Annotated in this window: 15 protein-coding genes, 1 tRNA gene and 1 pseudogene; 10 read left to right on the top strand and 7 right to left on the bottom strand. The window is 43.1% G+C overall.

The window, feature by feature from the left end; genetic code table 11:
- Positions 1-33: 33 nt before the first annotated feature.
- The 5 genes and pseudogenes from DP114_RS31910 to DP114_RS31890 all read left to right on the top strand — a co-directional run.
- The gene (locus DP114_RS31910; protein WP_171978031.1) at positions 34-2139 is read left to right on the top strand and encodes a cation:proton antiporter domain-containing protein; all 2106 of its coding nucleotides are present in this window, start codon (positions 34-36) and stop codon (positions 2137-2139) included.
- 119 nt (positions 2140-2258) lie between these two features.
- A complete protein-coding gene (gene gorA / locus DP114_RS31905; protein WP_171978365.1) occupies positions 2259-3608 on the top strand; it encodes a glutathione-disulfide reductase in 1350 nt (449 codons plus the stop codon).
- A 255-nt stretch (positions 3609-3863) separates the two neighbouring features.
- The gene (gene gor / locus DP114_RS31900; RefSeq protein ID WP_171978030.1) at positions 3864-5243 is read left to right on the top strand and encodes a glutathione-disulfide reductase; all 1380 of its coding nucleotides are present in this window, start codon (positions 3864-3866) and stop codon (positions 5241-5243) included.
- Positions 5244-5286: 43 nt separating this feature from the next.
- A complete protein-coding gene (locus tag DP114_RS31895) occupies positions 5287-5928 on the top strand; it encodes a YqiA/YcfP family alpha/beta fold hydrolase (RefSeq protein ID WP_171978364.1) in 642 nt (213 codons plus the stop codon).
- 67 nt (positions 5929-5995) lie between these two features.
- Positions 5996-6277: pseudogene (locus DP114_RS31890) on the top strand (hypothetical protein); the annotation flags it as partial.
- 590 nt (positions 6278-6867) lie between these two features.
- On the opposite strand, the gene DP114_RS31885 reads toward DP114_RS31890, so the two are convergent.
- Together DP114_RS31885 and DP114_RS31880 are read right to left on the bottom strand one after the other, a co-directional pair.
- Positions 6868-7422: a hypothetical protein gene (locus DP114_RS31885; protein WP_169264075.1), complete on the bottom strand. Its 555-nt coding sequence runs from the start codon at positions 7420-7422 to the stop codon at positions 6868-6870.
- 1138 nt (positions 7423-8560) lie between these two features.
- Complete coding sequence (locus DP114_RS31880) at positions 8561-9196, bottom strand: GNAT family N-acetyltransferase (RefSeq protein ID WP_246162928.1); 636 nt, start codon at positions 9194-9196, stop codon at positions 8561-8563.
- Between the two features lie 394 nt (positions 9197-9590).
- On the opposite strand from DP114_RS31880, the gene DP114_RS31875 reads away from it, so the two are divergent.
- On the top strand, positions 9591-10892 hold the full coding sequence (locus tag DP114_RS31875) for a hypothetical protein (RefSeq protein WP_171978029.1): 1302 nt from the start codon (positions 9591-9593) through the stop codon (positions 10890-10892).
- Positions 10893-10946: 54 nt separating this feature from the next.
- Positions 10947-11017 (top strand) — tRNA-Gly (locus tag DP114_RS31870).
- A gap of 90 nt (positions 11018-11107) precedes the next feature.
- Here the strand turns inward: DP114_RS31870 and pstB are convergent.
- The 4 genes from pstB to pstS form a co-directional block, all read right to left on the bottom strand.
- On the bottom strand, positions 11108-11914 hold the full coding sequence (pstB, locus tag DP114_RS31865) for a phosphate ABC transporter ATP-binding protein PstB (RefSeq protein ID WP_169264077.1): 807 nt from the start codon (positions 11912-11914) through the stop codon (positions 11108-11110).
- Positions 11915-11964: 50 nt separating this feature from the next.
- A complete protein-coding gene (gene pstA, locus DP114_RS31860; protein WP_169264078.1) occupies positions 11965-12858 on the bottom strand; it encodes a phosphate ABC transporter permease PstA in 894 nt (297 codons plus the stop codon).
- Positions 12859-12877: 19 nt separating this feature from the next.
- Positions 12878-13822, bottom strand: coding sequence for a phosphate ABC transporter permease subunit PstC (gene pstC, locus DP114_RS31855; RefSeq protein WP_169264079.1), 945 nt, complete (start codon positions 13820-13822; stop codon positions 12878-12880).
- Positions 13823-13999: 177 nt separating this feature from the next.
- Positions 14000-15184 (bottom strand): phosphate ABC transporter substrate-binding protein PstS, encoded by a 1185-nt coding sequence (pstS, locus tag DP114_RS31850; RefSeq protein ID WP_169264080.1) that lies wholly within the window; start codon positions 15182-15184, stop codon positions 14000-14002.
- 420 nt (positions 15185-15604) lie between these two features.
- Between pstS and DP114_RS31845 the strand changes: the two genes are divergently transcribed.
- Both DP114_RS31845 and lspA read left to right on the top strand, forming a co-directional pair.
- Positions 15605-16192, top strand: a complete 588-nt coding sequence (locus DP114_RS31845; RefSeq protein ID WP_169264081.1) for a biotin transporter BioY — start codon at positions 15605-15607, stop codon at positions 16190-16192.
- 197 nt (positions 16193-16389) lie between these two features.
- Positions 16390-16857: a signal peptidase II gene (gene lspA / locus DP114_RS31840; protein ID WP_169264092.1), complete on the top strand. Its 468-nt coding sequence runs from the start codon at positions 16390-16392 to the stop codon at positions 16855-16857.
- Positions 16858-17008: 151 nt separating this feature from the next.
- Here lspA and DP114_RS31835 read toward each other — a convergent pair whose 3' ends face one another.
- Entirely contained in the window at positions 17009-17662 is a 654-nt protein-coding gene (locus tag DP114_RS31835; RefSeq protein ID WP_171978028.1) for a hypothetical protein, read from the bottom strand.
- 449 nt (positions 17663-18111) lie between these two features.
- Between DP114_RS31835 and DP114_RS31830 the strand changes: the two genes are divergently transcribed.
- Positions 18112-20382, top strand: a complete 2271-nt coding sequence (locus DP114_RS31830; RefSeq protein WP_169264083.1) for a transglycosylase domain-containing protein — start codon at positions 18112-18114, stop codon at positions 20380-20382.
- The last annotated feature ends 27 nt before the right edge of the window (positions 20383-20409 follow it).

The following is a 20409-nucleotide window of genomic DNA, read 5'->3' as shown; positions in this document are numbered from 1 at the left end:
GCAATCAACCGCAGCTCATTTGAGGAGTTATTAATGCATCTAGAACCAATTGTTTCTTTCGCTATTCTGCTGACGGTTATCTTAATAGTCCCTTTATTGTTTGAACGATTCAAGCTGCCAGGATTGATAGGTTTACTCATCGCAGGCGTAGCTTTGGGACCGCATGGATTGCATCTCCTCAATACCGAGTCGGAAACCCTCAAGCTACTTTCTGACATTGGGCTGGTGTACCTGATGTTTGTGGCTGGGCTGGAAATTGATATGGAACAGTTTGAGCAAACCAAGCATCGTTCCATTGGCTTTGGTACCTTTACTTTCCTTGTGCCCTTAATTACAGGAACAATTGTGGGGCGGATGTTTGGTTTTGGTTGGAATGCTTCCGTTTTGATTGGCTCTTTGTTTGCTTCCCACACTCTGCTGGCATACCCAATTATCAGTCGATTGGGAGTCATCAAAAATGAAGCTGTAACTGTTACCATAGGCGCTACCATCTTTACAGATATCGGCTCACTGCTGGTCTTAGCGGTGTGTGTCGCTATCCATCAAGGAGCATTCTCTACATTTAGCTTAATGAAGCTACTGCTCGGGCTGGTTATCTACTCTGCTGTTATCTTATTTGGCTTCAAGTGGTTGGGACATGAGTTTTTTCGACGAACCAGAGACGAACAAGGAAACCAATTTTTATTTATCCTCATGGTTGTTTTTATCTCGGCGCTGGGAGCAGAAGTGATTGGGGTAGAAAAAATTGTTGGGGCATTTCTGGCAGGGTTAGCAGTCAATGAGGTTATCGGTTCTGGACCTGTAAAAGAAAAGGTAGTCTTTGTTGGTAATGTCCTGTTCATCCCAATTTTCTTTGTTGACCTAGGCTTGTTGATTGATATTCCGGGATTTATAAAAAGCATTAGTTCTGTATGGCTGACTCTGGCAATTTTAGTGGGTTTAATTGGCAGTAAGGGAGCAGCAGCACTCCTGGCAAAAGTTGTTTACCGCTACAACTGGCAAGAAATGATTACGATGTGGTCCTTGTCTCTGCCTCAAGTAGCAGCTACACTAGCGGCAACTTTGGTGGGTTATCGGGCAGGCTTATTAACAGAAGGTGTACTCAATGGTGTGATTGTTCTGATGATGGTGACGGCTACATTAGGACCACTTATTACTGCCCGAAGTGCTCCTGGGTTAATTACAACGGATACAACTTCCGAAGCTTCTGAATCAACACTTGTCTGGAAAAATGACCCATCTCAAGCGTTGACAGTGGTTGTACCTGTTCGCAACCCGGAAACAGAGAGAAATTTGATTGAAATGGCGGCACTATTAATCCGTCGGGAATCTGGTAGAGTCGTCCCCCTAGCGGTTACACCTGCTCACATTCACATGGACTCACCAGAGTTGGAGAACGACATACAGCAAAGTAAGATTCTTCTGTCTAAAGCAGTAGAACTTGGTCGGGAATTTGGGGTAGAAGTGGAACCACTGGTACGTATTGACCAGGGAATAGTTCATGGCATTAACCATGCCAGCCGCGAGCAAGATGCTAACTTGATTGTCATGGGCTGGGGTAGTACGACTGGAATACGTGCCCGCCTGTTTGGTAATGTAATTGATAGTGTGCTTTGGGCATCTCACTGTCCCGTGGCTGTTACTCGCCTGCTAGATTCACCGAGCAATATCCGCAGCATTTTGGTACCTATTGAAAATCTGACCCAAGAAGCAGTGCGAGTTGTGCGATTTGTGGAGATTTTTGCACAAGCGAATCAGGCAGAAGTCACGCTGTTGCATGTGTGCGCTCGCCGTACTTCCCCCGCCCGCGTTGCCTGGATGGAGTCGCAATTGAATCTCCTGGTTTCCAAATACTTCCCCCAAAGCCATACGAATATCAAAGTTCTTGCGTCTGATAATTTAGTCAATGCTATTCTCAAGGCGTCGAAATCCTGTGATTTGGTGGTATTGCGATCGCGCCGTCGCCGGCTCAACATTGGTGAAGTTGCTCTCAGTGATGTGACGACTGAAATCGTACGGCAGATTCAGTGTTCTGTTGTACTACTAGGTGAACCACAAGGTTATCAAGACAATTTAAGTAAAGCTAGAGAGGTTGTCAAAAAATCATCCCCAGAAAACTTGACAAAACAAGAGATTTAATTATTTTAATTGCAGACAGCAGAATCCAAAATCAAAGTCAAGATAGATGCAGCTGTAACTAAAATTAGTTGAAAATAGAAGCAAAAATCAGTACTTTGCTTTTGATTCTCCCGAAAGTCATGACATTCGATTACGACCTGTTTGTGATTGGTGCTGGTCCAGGAGGACTGGCAGCAGCTAAGGCAGCAGCAAGCTATGGCATCCGTGCCGCTATTGCCGAACAAGGAGCCGTCGGTGGTACTTGTGTTAATCGCGGCTGCGTACCGAAAAAATTGATTGTCTACGCTGCTGATTTCGCCTTGCAAAACCAGATAGCACATAGCTACGGTTGGAGTGACAGCCAAAGCCGCTTTGACTGGACACAATTCATCAAGTCTGTATACCAGCAGATCGAAAGCATTCACCATTCGTATTTTGAACAGTTGCAACAAGCTGGCATTGAATTGATTCGAGGTCATGCGACTTTCGTCGATTCTCACACTGTCGAAATTAACGAACGCAAATATACGGCTGATAAGATTTTAATTGCTGTAGGTGGGGGCGCTAATAAGCCAAACATTCCAGGCATTGAATACGCTATTACTTCCCGCCAGATATTTGATTTACCCTACTTACCCAAACGCTTAGCAATTATTGGCGGCGGCTATATTGGTGTGGAATTTTCCAGCATGATGAACGCTTTTGGGTGCGATGTCACGCTGATTGAGCATGATGAGATGATTTTATCAGGATTTGATGAGGACATTCGCTTGGGTGTTCAACAAGGTTTGAACAAAAGGGGAATTCGCTTTATTGGCAACAGCAGCGTCAAACAAATCAAATACTCAGAAGAAAAATTGGTGTTAACCATAACTGGCGACTCCCGAAAAACAATTGCGGCGGATACTATATTGATTGCCACAGGTCGTACTCCAAATACCAAAAATCTCGGTTTGGAAAACGCTGGAGTAGAACTTGAGGAAAAAGGCGCAATCAAAGTCGATGACTACAACCGCACAACTGTAGAAAACATTTTTGCCGTGGGTGATTGCACTAATCGCCTGCAATTAAGCCCAGTTGCCAAAGCAGAAGGTCGTGCTTTTGCCAATACAGTTTTTGGCAAAAAACCCCAAAAAGTTGATTATGAACAAGCCCCCTCTGCTGTTTTTGCCCGTCCAGAAGCCGCAGCTATTGGTATGACCGAAGCAAAAGCACGGGAAAAATTTGGTGAAGTTGTAAAATGTTACAGCGTTCACTTTCAACCAATGCTATTTCAAATGACAGAAAAGGACGAACAAGCTACGATAAAAATAGTAGTGAATGGTGAATCTGAACGCGTTTTGGGCGCTCACATGGTTGGTGAACATGCCGCAGAGATCATTCAAAGTCTTGCTGTTGCTATTCGCAAGGGTATTACCAAGCAAGACATAGATGAGACAATTGGCATTCATCCCACAACAGGTGAGGAGTTTCTTTTTCATTCCCTGTAAGGAAATCACTCAATGGTGTCAACAAAACATACCTGAACTTTGCCAGAATAAAATTGTAGAGCAAAGAATGGGAATTTATGGCACAACGAATTGAGTGAGGGTTATCTGAGTGCCATTAGGAAATCATTTCGTTGTGCCTCAAAACTTTTCTTAAAAAGATACCATCTCACCTACAGGATATTAACTTTCATTGGTGGAGTGGTATCAAGTTTTTTTAATGATTCTTAAGGACTTAATTAACGGAAGCTAAAAACTATGACATATGATTACGACCTATTTGTCATTGGCGCTGGTTCTGGGGGTTTGGCTGCTTCCAAACGCGCCGCAAGCTACGGGGCAAAAGTAGCCATTGCCGAAAATGACTTAGTGGGTGGAACCTGTGTGATTCGTGGCTGTGTTCCCAAAAAACTGATGGTGTACGCATCCCACTTTCCCGCTTTGTTTCATGATGCGGCTGGTTATGGCTGGAAGGTGGGTGAAGCACAACTAGACTGGGAACGTTTTATCACAACAATAGATAAGGAAGTTCGCCGACTCTCACAACTGCACATTAACTTTTTAGACAAAGCAGGAGTCCAACTTTTACAAGGTCGTGCTAGCCTGATAGACCCGCACACAGTAGAAGTGGACGGACGTAAAGTTACAGCAGACAAAATTTTGATTGCTGTGGGAGGACGTCCGATCAAACCTGATGTATCAGGAATGGAACATGCCATAACTTCCAACGAAATCTTTCACCTCAAAGAACAACCAAAACATATCGTCATTATTGGTTCAGGCTATATCGGCTCAGAATTCGCCTCTATCATGCGCGGATTAGGCTCCCAGGTAACGCAAATTATCCGCAAAGATTTGATTTTGAGAGGTTTTGATCAAGACATCCAGCTTGAAATACAAGAAGGAATGATCAATCACGGAATAAAAATCATCAAGAATACTGTAGTAAAAGCTGTAGAACAAGTCCCAGAAGGTTTAAAACTGACGTTATCAGGAGAACATACTGAACCACTGACTGCTGATGTGTTTTTAGTAGCAACAGGTCGCTCACCTAATGTAGAAGGATTAGGTTTAGAAAATGTTGGAGTTGATATTGTTGCAACTTCTGACGAAGGACCAGCATATAACACCATGAACGCGATCGCTGTCAACGAATACAGTCAAACTTCTCAACAGAATATATTTGCTGTAGGTGATGTTACCGACAGAATCAATCTCACTCCTGTAGCGATAGGCGAAGGTCGTGCTTTTGCAGACAGTGAATACGGTGGTAACCGCCGCGTGTTCAGTCACGAAGATGTCGCCACAGCCGTATTTACCACACCAGAAGCTGCTACAGTTGGTATGACCGAAGCTGATGCACGTTCTAAATTCGGTGACGACGGAGTGAAAATTTATCGCACTCGCTTCCGTCCGTTATTCCACAGTTTGACAGGCTCATCAGAAAAGACAATGATGAAGTTGATAGTGGATGCTAACACAGATAAAGTGTTAGGCGCTCATATGGTGGGTGAAAGCGCAGGTGAAATTATTCAAGGTGTGGCGATCGCCGTGAAAATGGGCGCAACCAAAAAAGACTTTGATGCTACTGTTGGTATCCATCCCACATCAGCAGAAGAATTCGTCACCATGCGCTGAACAAGTCAGCTACACCCGCCCCTTTGGGGCTTGGTCAAACTTCATGTCTGGTGAATTTATTTATCTTCACGGCTTTGCATCCAGTCCTGATTCTGCAAAAGCAAAGTACATACGTACTTGCTTTGCACAAGCCAATATCAAGTTAAAAATCCCTGATTTGAATGCTGACGATTTTTCTCACCTGACAATCACTCGCCAGCTTTCTCAAATTGCGTCCGAATTCAATCATGATTCTACACCAGTCACGCTTATTGGTTCCAGTTTGGGTGGTTTGAGCGCCGCCCATCTGGGACAGCAACATCCACAAGTGCAACGCCTCGTCCTTTTAGCGCCTGCTTTTGGGTTTTTATGCCATTGGTTACCCAAGTTAGGAGATGAGGCGATACAGCGCTGGCAAAAAGAAAGATATCTGATGGTTTACCACTATGGCGAACAGAAGCAACTTCCTCTAAGTTACGATTTCGTGACAGACGCTAGTCAATACAAAGAGGAAACGTTACAACGTCCTATCCCCACCCTTATCCTGCACGGACGAGATGATGAAGTGATTCCTATTCAAGCCAGTCATGATTTTGCCCAAAAACGTCCTTGGGTGGAGTTGATAGAACTTGACAGCGATCACGGTTTAGGTAATGTCATGGCAGAAATTTGGCAGACAATCCGGCTCTTTTGTCAGTTTCCATAAAGTTGTATAATCAACGATCCTTAGTCATTAATTATTTTTTGCTAATGACTAAGACCCATAACTAGTTATGTTCCCATTCATCAGGTTAGACTTAGTGCAATTTACCGCTTACAAACCTCGCCCCAGTAGCGATACTGCTCAAAACGTCCAAGCATCTATCCAAATTGACCTCTCGGCTCCGCGAGGGGTCAAGGCTGAGCGAAGTCGAAGCCTTGACCCCCTAGACACGAATGAAAGTCCCTACGATCTGCCACCAGACTTAAAAGAAAAACTAGCTTGGACATATCAGCAACTCATTGAGACGAACCGTTACGCTGATGGCGGACATGAAACACTTCATGGTGCGATCTGCCGAACGCGAATGCGTGCGCTTTGCGCGCGAGGCAAGCGAAGCTATCGCCCTTCTTTGCCCAGAGGGGTTTCTTGAAGCAAACCCCTCTCCCCAAATCGGAGATTTGGGGCAACCAAGCTGAGTCCTCCGGACACGCGCAAGGGACGCGATGCCGAGTATGTCAATGAATCTGCTCACTTTCGGCTATCTATCTTCACACCTTCCCACATTTCGGTTGGGTGAGGTTCAGATGAACAGATTCAAGCTTTCTCTCAACATTCGGCATTACAAGTTTGGCAAAGCCCGACAGACATTATTTATTTACGCCTAAAACCAAATAATTCTCACTCACAAGACACTGCTGTCAAAAATATTCGCGCCTTGTGCGAGAAATCAACGGAGGATTGCGAATTACTGTAGGAACTCCAGAAGAAAATGCAAAGGACACGAAATCGACTACAAGCTGCTTTACTTTGTTTAAATAAATGAATTTCATTTTGAGGTGACATTAACACAAAAGCACATTCTTTCAATTCATAATTGTTGAAATAGGATGTAAGACTCACTTCTACTCAAATTGTGTCTGATAAAAGCAAAACAGCTAAAACTCAGTCATCAAAATTGCTTTCTTCTTCGCTACTCATGCGGCGTAATATTGCCACAGTTTGTGGTATTACACCCACTAAAAGGGCAAAAGCCTCATCTGGCAATTGAGCAACCATTTCTGCTGGAAAGTATTGTTCAAATTGGTCTAGTATCTTCTGAATTCGCTGTCCTGGTACTTGGTTTTCTGTAATTTGTTTGATTAACCGAATCCACTGTCGCCTAATTAAGTAGGCTTTTTGGCGTTCTTCATGAGATTCCGTATTTAACAACGACAGGTTACCTATAGGCAATGCACCTCGACAATCACGATCATAATCACCACCCACGGCTGCTCCTGGACCCGCAAACTCAGCATGGTAACGTTTAAACAGTATTAAACCATTTCGTCTACGACTGTTGACGATGAAAACTTTTCCACTCAGCAGCATCGTTAGGAGGTCCGAGCTATAAGATTGCTCAGTTCCATCTGGCATGACAAGATAGTCGAGGAAACTGGTGTCAGGGTAATAAGTAGATACCATAGTAGTCTGATAGCGCTGGTAGTTTTCGCTATCCATCTTTTCTCGAAATTTGAATGAACTTGGTTGTTTTTTGCACTATCAGTAGATGAATATATTTATAGTACAATCACAGCTTCAAACTTTCTTTACTATTAACAGTTGGCTTCTTTATTTATCTTAAAGAATAAAGAGAGCGTATCAGTAATTGGGTATTCACATTTTACGAAATTTAACGGAAGTTGTCTTCTACAAAAGAAGCCTTTTATTAAAGTTTATATAAAGAAAGATATCTAGAATACAAAGTTATCGTGATGAATTAAATTGTTTTTAGCGTTATTTCTCTAATGTCATAAGAAGAATCTATTTGAAAGAGTAAGCATTAAATATTTACGCTCTTGTTTCAATCGTCAATTGTTTCTTAACAAATCTGCCAATTTAATACAGAAATTTTTTTAAACTTTTCTTTGTTCGTATGCTAATAAAATTGTTCGCATATATTTTGGCTCAACACTTGAAGTTATTTCAAATTAAGTAAGATTTACAAACAGAAATCTTTTCTTTTGTCTTTTCATAAATTTTTGTAAATAAATACTGTAATCAAAATGATGATAGTGTTGCAATCCTATTTGATTCCTGTGAAAGTGCCTGCGCGTAGCGCATAAATTGAGAGACACAGATCCCTGACAACTTTCACGAAGTCGGGGATCTTGTTTTTCACAAATGATTTAGGACTGCTACATTTATTTATTGTAACTAGTCAAGTCTATTTAGTTAGGATTCTCTAACATTTTCAAAAAATCTTTTTAATGATAACTTTTCTCTTCTAGTAAAAAGTCAGTCAAGAAGCCGTCATGCTCTCGTTTGTTAAATATCTTGAATTTGCTTATGTAAATTTAGGATAACGTTAATTAGGAAAAATCCGCATCTTATGATTAGTAGAAACTCAATATCAAATCACAAACAGAACACAGATTTCCAGATCATCGAAATCAACTCTCAAGCAGACACAATGTCCGAGTATCATATCAAGTAGTATTAACTTGAAATGTCTGTATTAGGTATTTACGGGAGAGACAGAGGCTGTCTAGTGGTGCACCGGAGGCGAATAGCACGACTGTTTTGATCTGTTAATCCTACAAGTGGTGTTGCGATATACCATACGCCAGAAAACTCATTGAGCAGAGAATTCAGACAATTAAGTCGCATTTAGGCGCTTACGCAAGAGAATCTGGCGTGAGCGTCTCAAAAAGAATATATTCAAATGGGATTCAACTTTTTGCTCCTGATATCCCAACTTGAAATAGAGCTGCCGTGCCTGATAGTTATTTTCCAAAACATGGAGGTATAAATCTTGAAACCCCCAAGAGAGGCAAACCTTTTCACAAGCTGTCAGTAACCCAGAAGCAGCACCTTGCCTACGGTATTTTGGATCTATAGCTAAATTAGACAAGTACGGAAAACTCTTACCTGCTTGCATCCAAGAATCGCTAAAACGCACACCCAATTCTACAGTCCCAACGATGTTGCTTGCAGTATCGGCAGTCATGTCAATAGCAACCAAACACAGATGATGAGGTGCAGGAGATGCGAAACGATGCCTTAAGTCTTCGTATATACCCAAACGCAATAATGGAAAAACCCACTTTAATACACCACTTTGGCTATGAAAGCTTTCGGCAATTATTTGGGCAACACCAATCAAATCAGCAGGTGTAGCCGCACGCATTTTAAATTGGCAAGAAGCTGGAAACGCTGCGGCTAAGACTGGTTCTTGAGGAAATGAGTGAAAAAACAAGGGTTTCAAAGCTAGTTCAATTTTGATTTTATCCAATATAAATATTCTCAAATCTCGTAAAACATCATCAAACTTATAGGAAAACTTTGTGAACCCTCAACACGATAAGCCGTTTACTGTGAGCAAGTAATTCAGCATAGCTTTGTGATGATCCCGATTCCTAAATTGGAGGTATGTATTTGTTGAATAGTATACTTTGCTATTTAATCTTAATTGTTGCCATATCGCAAACTTTACCATGATTGCCACCAAAAACAACTTAGTTGCTAATCTTAAAGCGAGTGCGATGCTCGCTTCGGGAGCCGTCCTTTAGGCAAACGCAAAAAAACTTAACATGCTGAGTGAGAGTAAACAAACTCTTATTGAACAAATCGCAACAAGTAATAACGCAGTGTTAGACTGGCTCAGGATTAAGAACACATAAGTTGATATGACACAATCGGTTACTGACAAAACTCCTATTCCAGAAAAATCATGGAGGCGACACAGCGATCCACCTGGTTTGTGGATTGCTGTAGCCACTATTTCTTTTACCCTCCACTTGTTGCTGTTTTGGCTACTGCGCTCGTATTCGTATAATCTCTTATCGCAACGAAATTCGTCAAATCCTATCCCAGTAGAATTTGTAGAGATTTCTTCACAGCCAAAAGCGTCATCAAACGCAAAACCAGTTTTGTCTACAAAACCCTCGACAACTCAAAAGTCGTCTGTAACAAGCTCACCAAAGTTATCTACTCAAGGAAATTTAACACCAAAATCCACCTCTACTATAGAAGATAGCAATGCCATCACACTCGCAAACCCCATAAGCCCAAAAACTTCTCAACCTCAAGTAAAGGATAAAACTCAGCAACCCTTAAAAAAACCGGTTATCAAGCAAGAACAACCAAATCCTGAACCGATCGCAACATCTCAACCAACTCCCCAACCGGAACCATTCATCGCAAAGACTCCAGAACCTCCGCTACAGCCGACTCCAGAAGATACCCCACAAGCACAACAACCCCAGCCAACTCCAAAACAAACACCAGAACCTCCGCTACAGCCGACTCCAGAAGCACAACAACCCCAGCCAACTCCAGAACCAACAACTTTAGCGGATAATTCAGACACACAGAATCAACCATTACAAAATCAAACTCCAAATCCGCAGAATAACACCACAGATTCAACTCGTCCTGATTCTTCACCCGAAACAGGTGAGCAAGCAAAGCAACCTAACGAGTCTACAGAATCACCTGGTACTCTTCCTAAACAACCTGATGAACAGGTTATTGTTGGAAAAGAAACACCGCTACCAGATCTTGCTCCACCTGTCAAACCAGAGCAGTCGCCACTGGATGAGCCAAAAGTGGGAGGATTTGAAGCGCTCTGGTATCCAGAAGCGGATAAATTAAAGAAGGATATACCAGAAAACCTAGCTCAACAGCAAGACAACAGCAGGCGAAAAGAATTAAACATCGTTTTACCTGACTCAGGACGCGATTTTCAGCCTGTAGATTTTTTAGTGTGGCTAACCATTGATCAAGAAGGCAAATTGCAGTTCATCAAAGTAGATCAAGAAATACCCCTACCACAAAGAAGTGAATACCAGAAATATGCGAATGAAATTTTCCAAGATCAAAAATTTGTCCCCGCAAGCGATAAAGATCCTGCAACTGGCAAGACAAACCCACGATGGAGCAGTCTGCCTGTACGTGTAAAAATCCAGCGCAAATCTCCGGAATCATGATCAAATACTTGGCATCTGAGTAAGATTGTGTTATGTTATAGAGGTTGCAAATTTGCGGGCGTAGTTTAGTGGTAAAACTATAGCCTTCCAAGCTATTAATGCGGGTTCGATTCCCGCCGCCCGCTTATCTAAAAATGAAAAAAGTTTTCAGGGTTAGCCTGAAAACTTGAAGCGTCTTGCTATGAATCATTATTGCGACAAAGAATATGTGATCTTTAACCGAACTTACCGCTGACGTATTCCTTGGTGGCTTCCTGTTTAGGATCTTGGAAAATGACCTCTGTGCGGTCATATTCTACAAGATAGCCGGTACGACCTCCTTTGTCGGAAGTTTGAACGTTAAAAAAGGCTGTCTTATCTGAAACCCGCGAAGCTTGTTGCATATTGTGAGTCACGATCAGAATGGTGTACTGCTCCTTAAGTTCATGCAGCAAGTCTTCAACCCGGAGGGTGGAAATGGGGTCAAGTGCAGAACAGGGTTCATCCATTAAAATAACTTCAGGTTGAACTGCGATCGCCCGAGCAATACACAAACGCTGTTGTTGTCCACCAGATAAAGATAAACCACTTTGCCGCAGTTTGTCTTTGACTTCATCCCATAAAGCCGCTTGTCTGAGCGATCGCTCTACCAGTTCATCCATATCACCTTTGAAGCCGTTGAGTCTTGGACCAAAGGCGATGTTGTCATAAATTGACTTTGGAAACGGGTTTGGTCTTTGAAACACCATCCCAATCCGACGACGCACTTCTACAGGATCAATGTGAGATGCATACAAATCTTCACCCTGGTAAAAAACTTTTCCCTCTGCTCGAAAACTTTCAATTAGATCGTTAAGGCGATTGTAGCAGCGCAGCAAGGTACTTTTACCACATCCAGAAGGACCAATAAAGGCTATTACGTTATTTCTTGGGACATCCAGCCAAATATCGCGTACTGCTAAAAAATTTCCGTAAAATACATTGAGTCCCTCTGTACGAAAAACCGTATCTGTTTGATTCCCGGTTCTAGTGTTGGTAGTCATAAATAGTGGTGCTTTTTTCTGATTTTTGTTAACTGTTCGAGCTTGCTTTTCTATTTAAGTGTGCGACTAGTTGCCCACCGGGCAATGATATTTGTCAGCAGAACCAACAACACCAAAATCAAAGCCGCCGCCCAAGCTAGTGACTGCAAATTTGCATATGGCGAAGTACCAAAGTTGTAAACAAAAACAGCAAGAGAAGCTGTACGGTCAAATAAGCCACTAGGCCAATACTGAGAGGCTTGAGCGGTAAACAGTAAAGGTGCAGTTTCTCCAGACGCACGAGCGATCGCCAGAGTCACCCCAGTGACAATTGCTGGTATAGCTGCTGGTAGCACCACTTGGGAGACTGTTTGAAACTTAGTTGCTCCTAATCCCGTTGCGGCTTGGCGCAAATCTTGCGATACTAATTGCAAGGATTCGTCAGTAGTTCGCACTATAATGGGCAACATCAAAATTCCCAGAGCGACTCCTCCAGCTACCGCTGAGAATGTCTTAGTGGTTATAACCACAACTCCATAAGCAAACACCCCCGCAATAATCGAGGGAACTCCGCTCAAAACATTAGTCGCAAACCGAACCCAGCGAGATATTTTACCAGAGCTAAACTCTGTCAAATAAATTGCTGCCATAACTCCAAAGGGAATGCTAAATAGTGCAGCAAGTGCTACTACTATTATTGTTCCGACAATGGCATGACCAAAGCCTCCTCCTGGTACGAAAGGTGGCGGTGGTAATTGGGTAAATGCGTTCAAATTTAAACTGCTGAAGCCTCGAAAGAGGACGTAAATCAGCACTGCCAGCAAGGGCAAAAGAGACAATATCCCGCACACAAATGCTAAAACCGTCATCACGGTGTTAAACAATGTCCGGGGAGATGACCGAGAGTAAGCCAAATTGGTGCGGCCTGCTCCACCAGAGGACTGCGGTGAAAAACTAGAAGTCATATTTCAAGATACCCCAATGTTACACTCGCTTCACTCGCAGTACTATTAACTCTGCCAAAATGTTGACAATAAAAGTTAAAACAAACAGAATTAACGCTGCGTACATTAAAGCTGAAACTTGCAGTCCGCCGGCTTCTGCGAATTGACTTGCCAGCAGAGAAGAAATCGTATTGCCTGGTGCAAATAATGAGGCGCTAACGTTATTGGCGTTTCCAATCAATATGGTTACAGCCATTGTTTCTCCCATCGCCCGCCCGAGTCCCAGCATCACAGCACTCACAATACCAGAAAAGGCAGATGGAATGAGAACCTTTAAAATCGTTTCCCAACGGGTTGCTCCTAATCCCAAAGCTGCTTGACGCAAACTGGGCGGTAAAGAAATCAGCGCATCGCGAGAGATGGCTGTGATGATCGGCAAAGTCATAATCGCTAGGATGACTCCAGCGACTAACATATTAGGTCCTGCAGGAACAGTGCTAAAAATTGGCAAAAAGCCCAAGGTAGAATTAAGAAATTTTCCCAGGCTTGTTAACGGGGGAACTAAAACAAAAAATCCCCAAATTCCATACACAATACTAGGAATGGCTGCTAGCAGTTCTACCAAGAAGACCAGTACTAGCCGTAATTTTGATGGTAAGAAATTTTCGCTCAGCAAGACAGCGGTGCCAACACCAATTGGTACAGCTATCAGCAAAGCAATAAAAGCGCTTACTAAAGTTCCGTAAATTTGCGGTAATGCACCGTACTCATTTGTAACGGGGTTCCAAGTGCTGTTAACAATAAAGTTAGCACCATACTTCTGAATAGCAGGCAATGCCTGAATCAGAACCTGAAGGGCTATCCATACTAGGATGGCAGCAACCCCCAATGCAAAAAGCCGAGTCAGCCAAATAAAGCCACGATCCAGTGACTTTTCTGCTTGAGAGGGTGGTTTAACTATTGGAATTTGGGCTTGTGTAGTCATGACGAGACCCATTAATGGCAAAAGAAGTGGGAGCGAACCACACAGAACAATTCAAAATTCAAAATTCAAAATTCACACATTGGATAAGCTAGCTAAAGGCTAGTATCAATGAAACGCATAACTGCTAGGTGATGGCTCATCAGTCATTAATTTTGAATGCGTGACTTTTACAAAGTGCTATTTACTAGCGCTGGCACCAGTAGCACTGCCACCCCCAGAAATTTTATAATCTGAGCTGATGACATCGGCAGCAGCTGTCACTTTTTTCACCACGCTTTCGGGGAGAGGGATATAGCCTAGTTGTATAGCCATTTTCTGACCTTCGGTCAAGCCGTACTCAATCATGGCTTCCACTGCTTTGGCTTTTACGGCATCTGGATATTTTTTGTAAACTAACACCCAAGTGTAGGTAACGAGGGGATAGGACTCGTTACCCTCTGGATCTGTAATGAAGGCGCGGAGATTTTCTGGTAAAGTTACTGATTCCAGAGTTTTAGCTGCCGATTGATCGGTAGGTGCAACAAATTGCTTAGCTTTGTTTTCCAAAGCAGCAAAATTGAGTTTGCTATTTTTGGCGTAAGCGAACTCGACGTAACCAATTGAGCCTTGAGTTTGTTGTATTTGGGCAGTTACACCATCATTGCCCTTAGCAGCAAGTCCCACTGGCCAGCTTACAGTTTTACCACTGCCTACTTTAGACTTCCATTCTGGATTAATTGCACTCAGGTGTTGCGTAAACACACCTGTGGTGCCACTACCTTCAGAACGATGGACAACTGTGATTGGTGTGTTGGGAAGTTTTGCACCAGGGTTAGCAGCAGCAATTTTCGGGTCGTTCCAAGACTTGATAGTGCCTAAGAAAATACCGGTATAAACATCCCGTGTCAGCTTGACTCCCTCTACACCGGGCAAGTTGTAAGCCAGCACAATGCTACCAGCGGTCATAGGTAGCAAAAGTACGCCATTTTGGACTTTCTTGATTTCTTCATCCGTCATCGCGACGTCGCTGGCACCAAAGTCTACAAGACCTTTGGTAAATTGCTCAATTCCAGCACCGCTACCAACTGGTTGATAGTTGACTTGGAGATTGGGATTTTTCTGGTTTAAAGCCTGGAACCAAGTTTGGTACAGCGGTGCAGGGAAGGTGGCACCAGCCCCATTCAAGCTCACCTTTCCACCTAGGTCTAGTTTTCCAGGAGCACTAGCAGTAGCATCCTTTGCTGCACCACCAGGAGCTTCGCTAGTGGTATTACCGTTTTGTGCTTCCGGTCCACCACAAGCAGCTAAGCTGAGGCTCAGTGCTAATACTGAAACTGTTCTTGTTAAGCAAGAAAGATTAGTTACAGAGTTACGAGAAAGCATGGATATGTTTTTTTGGTGATTTTCCAGCTAAGCGATCGTACTATACAGTACGAAAGTAAAGAGAAGGTTAAGATTATCCAAATGACTACTTTTTCTCACCCCGATATCGCAAAATATAATATTCTTTACTCGATTCAATTTTTTCAGTGCAATTCGGAAATTCGGAAAATAAATTATACAATAGTACTTTTGTTTTAGTATAAGCTCAACAAAAACACGTTATACAACAATAGTCGTTGAAAAAGTCTATCCAATTCAGGGGTCATAAAGTTCTATGAAACAGCTAAACGTCTTAAAATAAAAGTTTTGAAATTGTTAAAATACAGAGATAAAAAAATAAGCTCATACACAAATTAAAGAAACAAATACTTAATTGATTGACATATTTGTACGAGAGTCCTTTGCATGAGTACTTTATAAATGCTAGCTGCATCCAATCAATTACTATGGTCTATGATTGGCTTATTGCTAACGATGGGTGGTACCTTTTTAGAAGGTTATGTCGCCACCTCACCGTTGAGTTGGAGTCAATATGGAATTCATGCACTTTCTCTAGGTGTCACCTATCAAATTGGTGGGGTGCTGCTAGCTGGTTGTTTGGGAGGCAAGAATGCTGGTGCGCTCTCGCAAATTGCGTATCTAGTAATGGGGTTAACATTATTACCAGTATTTGCTGATGGTGGTGGCATTGGTTATGTTAAAGTATCCCAGTTTGGTTATTTGCTCGGTTTTATCCCTGGAGCGTGGATTTGTGGGTTTTTTGCTTTTAAAGCTAGACCTCGATTAGAAACTCTTGCCTTTAGTTGCTTTTGTGGCTTGTTAATTGTCCACTTCTGCGGTATTACTTATTTGATACTCAGCTATGTTTTGCAATGGCAAGGAACAGAAACTCTGTCTTTGATGCAAGCTATGCTTAGATACTCCTGGTTTGCACTCCCTGGACAACTAGCTGTAGCTTGTGCTGTCGTCGTAATAGCATACGTGCTCCGCCACCTGATGTTTTACTAGTCATGAGTCCAGAGTCAACAGTTAATAGTTCGCCAGCGCGGACGCCACATGCCTCTGTCCGGAAACCCTCCTGCATAGCGCTGGACTCACCGTAAGGCGTGGCGTTAGCCATAGGGCGAACCCGTAAGGGTCTAGAGTTGTTTGACTAATGACTGTTGACAAATGACAAATGACAAATGACAAATGACAAATTCACCATGAGTGTAAAAAATCTCCTCTTTTGGATTGCTGCCTTTTTAGCTTTTGTCTTAGACCAACTGACAAAATACTGGGTGGTGCAAACCTTTAACTCAGGACAGACACAAGCCCTGTTACCAGGGATATTTCACCTCACCTACGTTACCAACACTGGTGCAGCCTTTAGTTTGTTAACAGGGAAAGTAGAGTGGTTACGCTGGCTATCTTTAGGAGTGAGTTTAGCATTGATAGCACTGGCATGGTTTGCAGTGTTGAATTTTTGGGATCAACTAGGCTATGGTTTTATTTTAGGCGGAGCGATCGGTAACGGCATTGACCGATTTGTTCATGGCTACGTAGTTGATTTTCTGGATTTTCGACTCATTAACTTTCCAGTTTTTAACTTGGCAGATGTCTTTATTAATATCGGTATTATTTGCTTACTGATTGCTACCTTTCAAAAAACACCCGCTTCACATCGTAGATGACGATAAAAAGTCAAATAAAAAATAAAAAGTCCGTATGACGGACTTTTTATTTTTTGACCCCAGACTTTTACCTGAGGGCATAGATTTTTTCACAAACAACAGTTAGGCAAACCTAAGACTGCTTCTTGACTCCATCTGTGCTGGGCTATTTTTACCTACTTGAACCTGGAGAGCCAGGGGAAGTTGGAGCGCTGGGATCAGTGGTGCTACCAGGGTTAGCAGGGTTACCAGTAGGAGGCGGGGCAATTTCAGTCGTACCATTGGGATTACCTGTAGTGCCTGGGTCAGCAGGTCCAGTACCTGGTACAGCTGTGCCACCAGGGGTGTTGCTGTCAGGAGCACCTGTTGTTCCACCAGGAGGAGTCGCTGGCATGTCGCCTGTACCACCAGGAGGAGTCGTTTTAGTATCTCCACTGGGGAGGCTAGGATTACCAGCAGGAGGCGGCGCAGCTTCAGTGCTGCCGCTGGGATTGCCTCTGGTGCCAGGATCAGAAGGTGCAGTACCTGGTGTTCCTGTACCACCAGGGTTGCCGCTGTCAGAAGGTTTCTTTCGTGTTTCAGTACTGCCATCCGAAGGGCTTGATGTAGATGCTGAGCTTCCTTGACACCGGGAATTAAGAGGGTAATTCTCACAAAACTTTTTCTTATCTACCCTTGGTGAAAGTTTGAGTTCCCCCGATGATCTAGAGGATGGATCTCCGCTAGATTGACCTATTAGGTATTTGGCTGACTGGGCAACAGCAACATTGCTGGTTAACGCTAGAGCTAGTGCTGCACCGATAAAGGTCAAAAATTTTCCGTTCATATTACTTCACCTCAACACCTCAACGGAGTACTTCCGCTCATTAAACCAAAAGATGAGCTTTTAAGAAATCATCCTAAAAGAAGATATGTATTGTTGCTTTTAAAATTCTTATATGTTAACAATGTAGGGTTTATCTGTTTACTTTCATAAAGTAGTCAGGGAAAAAATACCGCATTGGAAGTCTCAACTTCACAAAATGTTAAGAAAGTAAAGGTAGACAAAACAAGCATTGACTTAGTAATAAGAAAAATCATGACAAGATATGATGTGGCAAAATTAACAAGATAAGTCTAATTATTATTTATATATATTTTTGAAGTGTCAAATTGAGTCGGGAACAATTCCATACCACCAACGTCTTCGTAGGCTTATGATTACAATGGTGGAATACTAGCATCGAGGTTGCAATGCGCCCGATTCCTTACCAATAAATGTGGTGTAAATAGCCGATGAGTTCCCCCCAACCGCCTCAAAAGCCACAAACTTTGCTTGGTCAAATAACTCAAGCAGTACAAACAATTCAAGCCAGAGTCGATTTCTCGAAACTAGCACTCAAACCAAACGCCAAGGTACCAGAACTTTTGGTGCAGGATTCAGGGGCGGATAAGGCGGAGGTGTATCCGTTGTTGGGCGATCGCTACATGCTAGGTCGCAGTTCCAAATCCTGCGATATTGTTGTCCGTAACCCAGTTGTCAGCCAAATTCACCTGTCTCTTTCACGGGATTCTGCCCAAAGAGAATCTGTTTTTGTTATTAAAGATGAAAACTCCACAAATGGCATTTATCGGGGTAAACGTCGCGTCAATTCTTTAGAGTTACGTCACGGCGATGTTCTCACCCTCGGACCTCCAGAACTCGCCGCCTCAGTCAGAGTGCAATACGTTGATCCACCCCCTTGGTATGTCAGAGCAGCAACTTGGGCAGCTTATGGAGTGGGTGGAGCCACCGCCCTCATGGCTCTGGTTATTGGCGTTGAATCGCTGAAATTTTCTGTAAAACCTTTACCTGGAGCAACGCGAGCACCAGTGGTTGTTTACGCTCGTGATGGAGTCACCAAGTTACGCGAGCCTCGGACGACTTCTCATATAGATATGAAGCGGTTGCAGGACTTTGGTCCTTACTTACCCACCGCAGTCGTTGCTTCTGAAGATACCCGTTATTATTGGCATTTTGGAGTTGATCCGCTAGGAATTTTGCGAGCCGTATTCATAAATAGCCAGAGTGGTGATATCCAGCAAGGAGCTAGTACAGTCACCCAACAAGTTGCGAGGAGTTTGTTCCGCGATTATGTTGGCAGGCAAGATTCTCTTGGTCGTAAATTTAGAGAAGCGGTTGTCGCTCTGAAACTAGAAACATATTACAGTAAAGATTTCATCTTACTTACTTATTTAAATCGGGTTTTCTTAGGAGCAGATACCTCCGGTTTCGAGGATGCTTCTCGCTATTACTTTGACAAGTCAGCAAAAGAGTTAACCCTCTCAGAGGCGGCGACTTTGGTGGCAATTTTACCTGGTCCCAACGCATTTAATTTTTGTGGAGCAGATAGCCCGAATAAGTTCAGAACCATCGAGTACCGCAATCGAGTCCTCAAGCGGATGCTAGAGATAGGCAAAATTAAACCAGATGAGTATAACCGAGCTAGGCGATCGCCCATTGAAATCAGCCCTAAAGTCTGCGAACGGCAGGCAAAAACAACTGCTCCTTATTTTTATAGTTATGTCTTTCAAGAACTAGAAACCATTCTAGGAAAAGAACTGGCAACAGAAGGAAATTTTATTATTGAAACTCGGCTCGATCCAGCAATTCAAAAACAAGCAGAAGAAGCACTGAGTAAACATATTAGCAACGCAGGGCCCTCTTTTGGTTTTTCTCAAGGAGCAATGCTGACCCTTGATTCCAGCGATGGAAGTATCCTGGCAATGATTGGAGGCAAGGATTATAAATCAAGCCAGTTCAATCGTGCGGTTCAAGCAAAAAGACAACCAGGTTCCACCTTCAAAATCTTTACTTACACAACTGCTATTGAGCAAGGCATTTCACCGGGAAATTCATATTCGTGCTCCCCTTTTCGTTGGAAAGGCTTTACTTACAAACCATGTCGTACAAGCGCAGGTAGCTTGGATCTCGCTACAGGGCTAGCATTATCTGAAAATCCAATTGCGTTGAGGATTGCCAGAGATGTAGGGCTAGATAATATCGTGAAAACGGCGCAACGATTAGGGGTGAAGTCAGACCTAGATCCAGTTCCTGGCTTAGTATTAGGTCAAAGTGTCGTGAATGTCATGGAAATGACAGGTGCATTTGGCGCTATTGGTAATGGGGGTGTGTGGAATCGCCCTCATGCAATTAGCCGGATTCTAGATAGCAGTGATTGCCGCGATCCAAAGGATCTGAAAACTTGCCGTGTGATGTACTCCTATGACCAAAATCCGGACGCCAACAAACGAGTGCTACAACCTAACATTGCCGATACAATGATTCGTCTTCTGCGCGGTGTAATCACAAATGGTACTGGTCGCAGTGCACAACTAGGACTGGGAGAAGCAGGTAAAACTGGTACAACAGATAAAAACGTTGACTTGTGGTTTATTGGCTTTATTCCTAGTCGGCGGCTGGTGACTGGTATTTGGTTGGGAAACGACAACAATGCCCCCACATCTGGCAGTAGCGCTCAAGCTGCTGAATTATGGGGAAAATACATGGGCAAAATTACCAAGTAAAAGGAGTCAGAACAGAGAATTCACTAA

It is taken from the genome of Brasilonema sennae CENA114 (genome assembly GCF_006968745.1).
Lineage (GTDB): Bacteria > Cyanobacteriota > Cyanobacteriia > Cyanobacteriales > Nostocaceae > Brasilonema > Brasilonema sennae.
Note: the sequence above shows the minus strand (reverse complement) of the source record. Positions and strands in the feature narration are given on the sequence as shown.

Bases quoted from the DNA above. Each gene is read 5' to 3' on its own strand.
- gor (WP_171978030.1), top strand. From the start codon at position 3,864: ATGACATATGATTACGACCTATTTGTCATTGGCGCTGGTTCTGGGGGT.
- gorA (WP_171978365.1), top strand. From the start codon at position 2,259: ATGACATTCGATTACGACCTGTTTGTGATTGGTGCTGGTCCAGGAGGA.
- pstA (WP_169264078.1), bottom strand. From the start codon at position 12,858: ATGACTTCTAGTTTTTCACCGCAGTCCTCTGGTGGAGCAGGCCGCACC.
- pstS (WP_169264080.1), bottom strand. From the start codon at position 15,184: ATGCTTTCTCGTAACTCTGTAACTAATCTTTCTTGCTTAACAAGAACA.
- DP114_RS31830 (WP_169264083.1), top strand. From the start codon at position 18,112: ATGAGTTCCCCCCAACCGCCTCAAAAGCCACAAACTTTGCTTGGTCAA.
- pstC (WP_169264079.1), bottom strand. From the start codon at position 13,822: ATGACTACACAAGCCCAAATTCCAATAGTTAAACCACCCTCTCAAGCA.
- lspA (WP_169264092.1), top strand. From the start codon at position 16,390: ATGAGTGTAAAAAATCTCCTCTTTTGGATTGCTGCCTTTTTAGCTTTT.
- DP114_RS31875 (WP_171978029.1), top strand. From the start codon at position 9,591: ATGACACAATCGGTTACTGACAAAACTCCTATTCCAGAAAAATCATGG.
- DP114_RS31885 (WP_169264075.1), bottom strand. From the start codon at position 7,422: ATGGATAGCGAAAACTACCAGCGCTATCAGACTACTATGGTATCTACT.
- DP114_RS31845 (WP_169264081.1), top strand. From the start codon at position 15,605: ATGCTAGCTGCATCCAATCAATTACTATGGTCTATGATTGGCTTATTG.
- DP114_RS31895 (WP_171978364.1), top strand. From the start codon at position 5,287: ATGTCTGGTGAATTTATTTATCTTCACGGCTTTGCATCCAGTCCTGAT.
- DP114_RS31835 (WP_171978028.1), bottom strand. From the start codon at position 17,662: ATGAACGGAAAATTTTTGACCTTTATCGGTGCAGCACTAGCTCTAGCG.
- DP114_RS31910 (WP_171978031.1), top strand. From the start codon at position 34: ATGCATCTAGAACCAATTGTTTCTTTCGCTATTCTGCTGACGGTTATC.
- pstB (WP_169264077.1), bottom strand. From the start codon at position 11,914: ATGACTACCAACACTAGAACCGGGAATCAAACAGATACGGTTTTTCGT.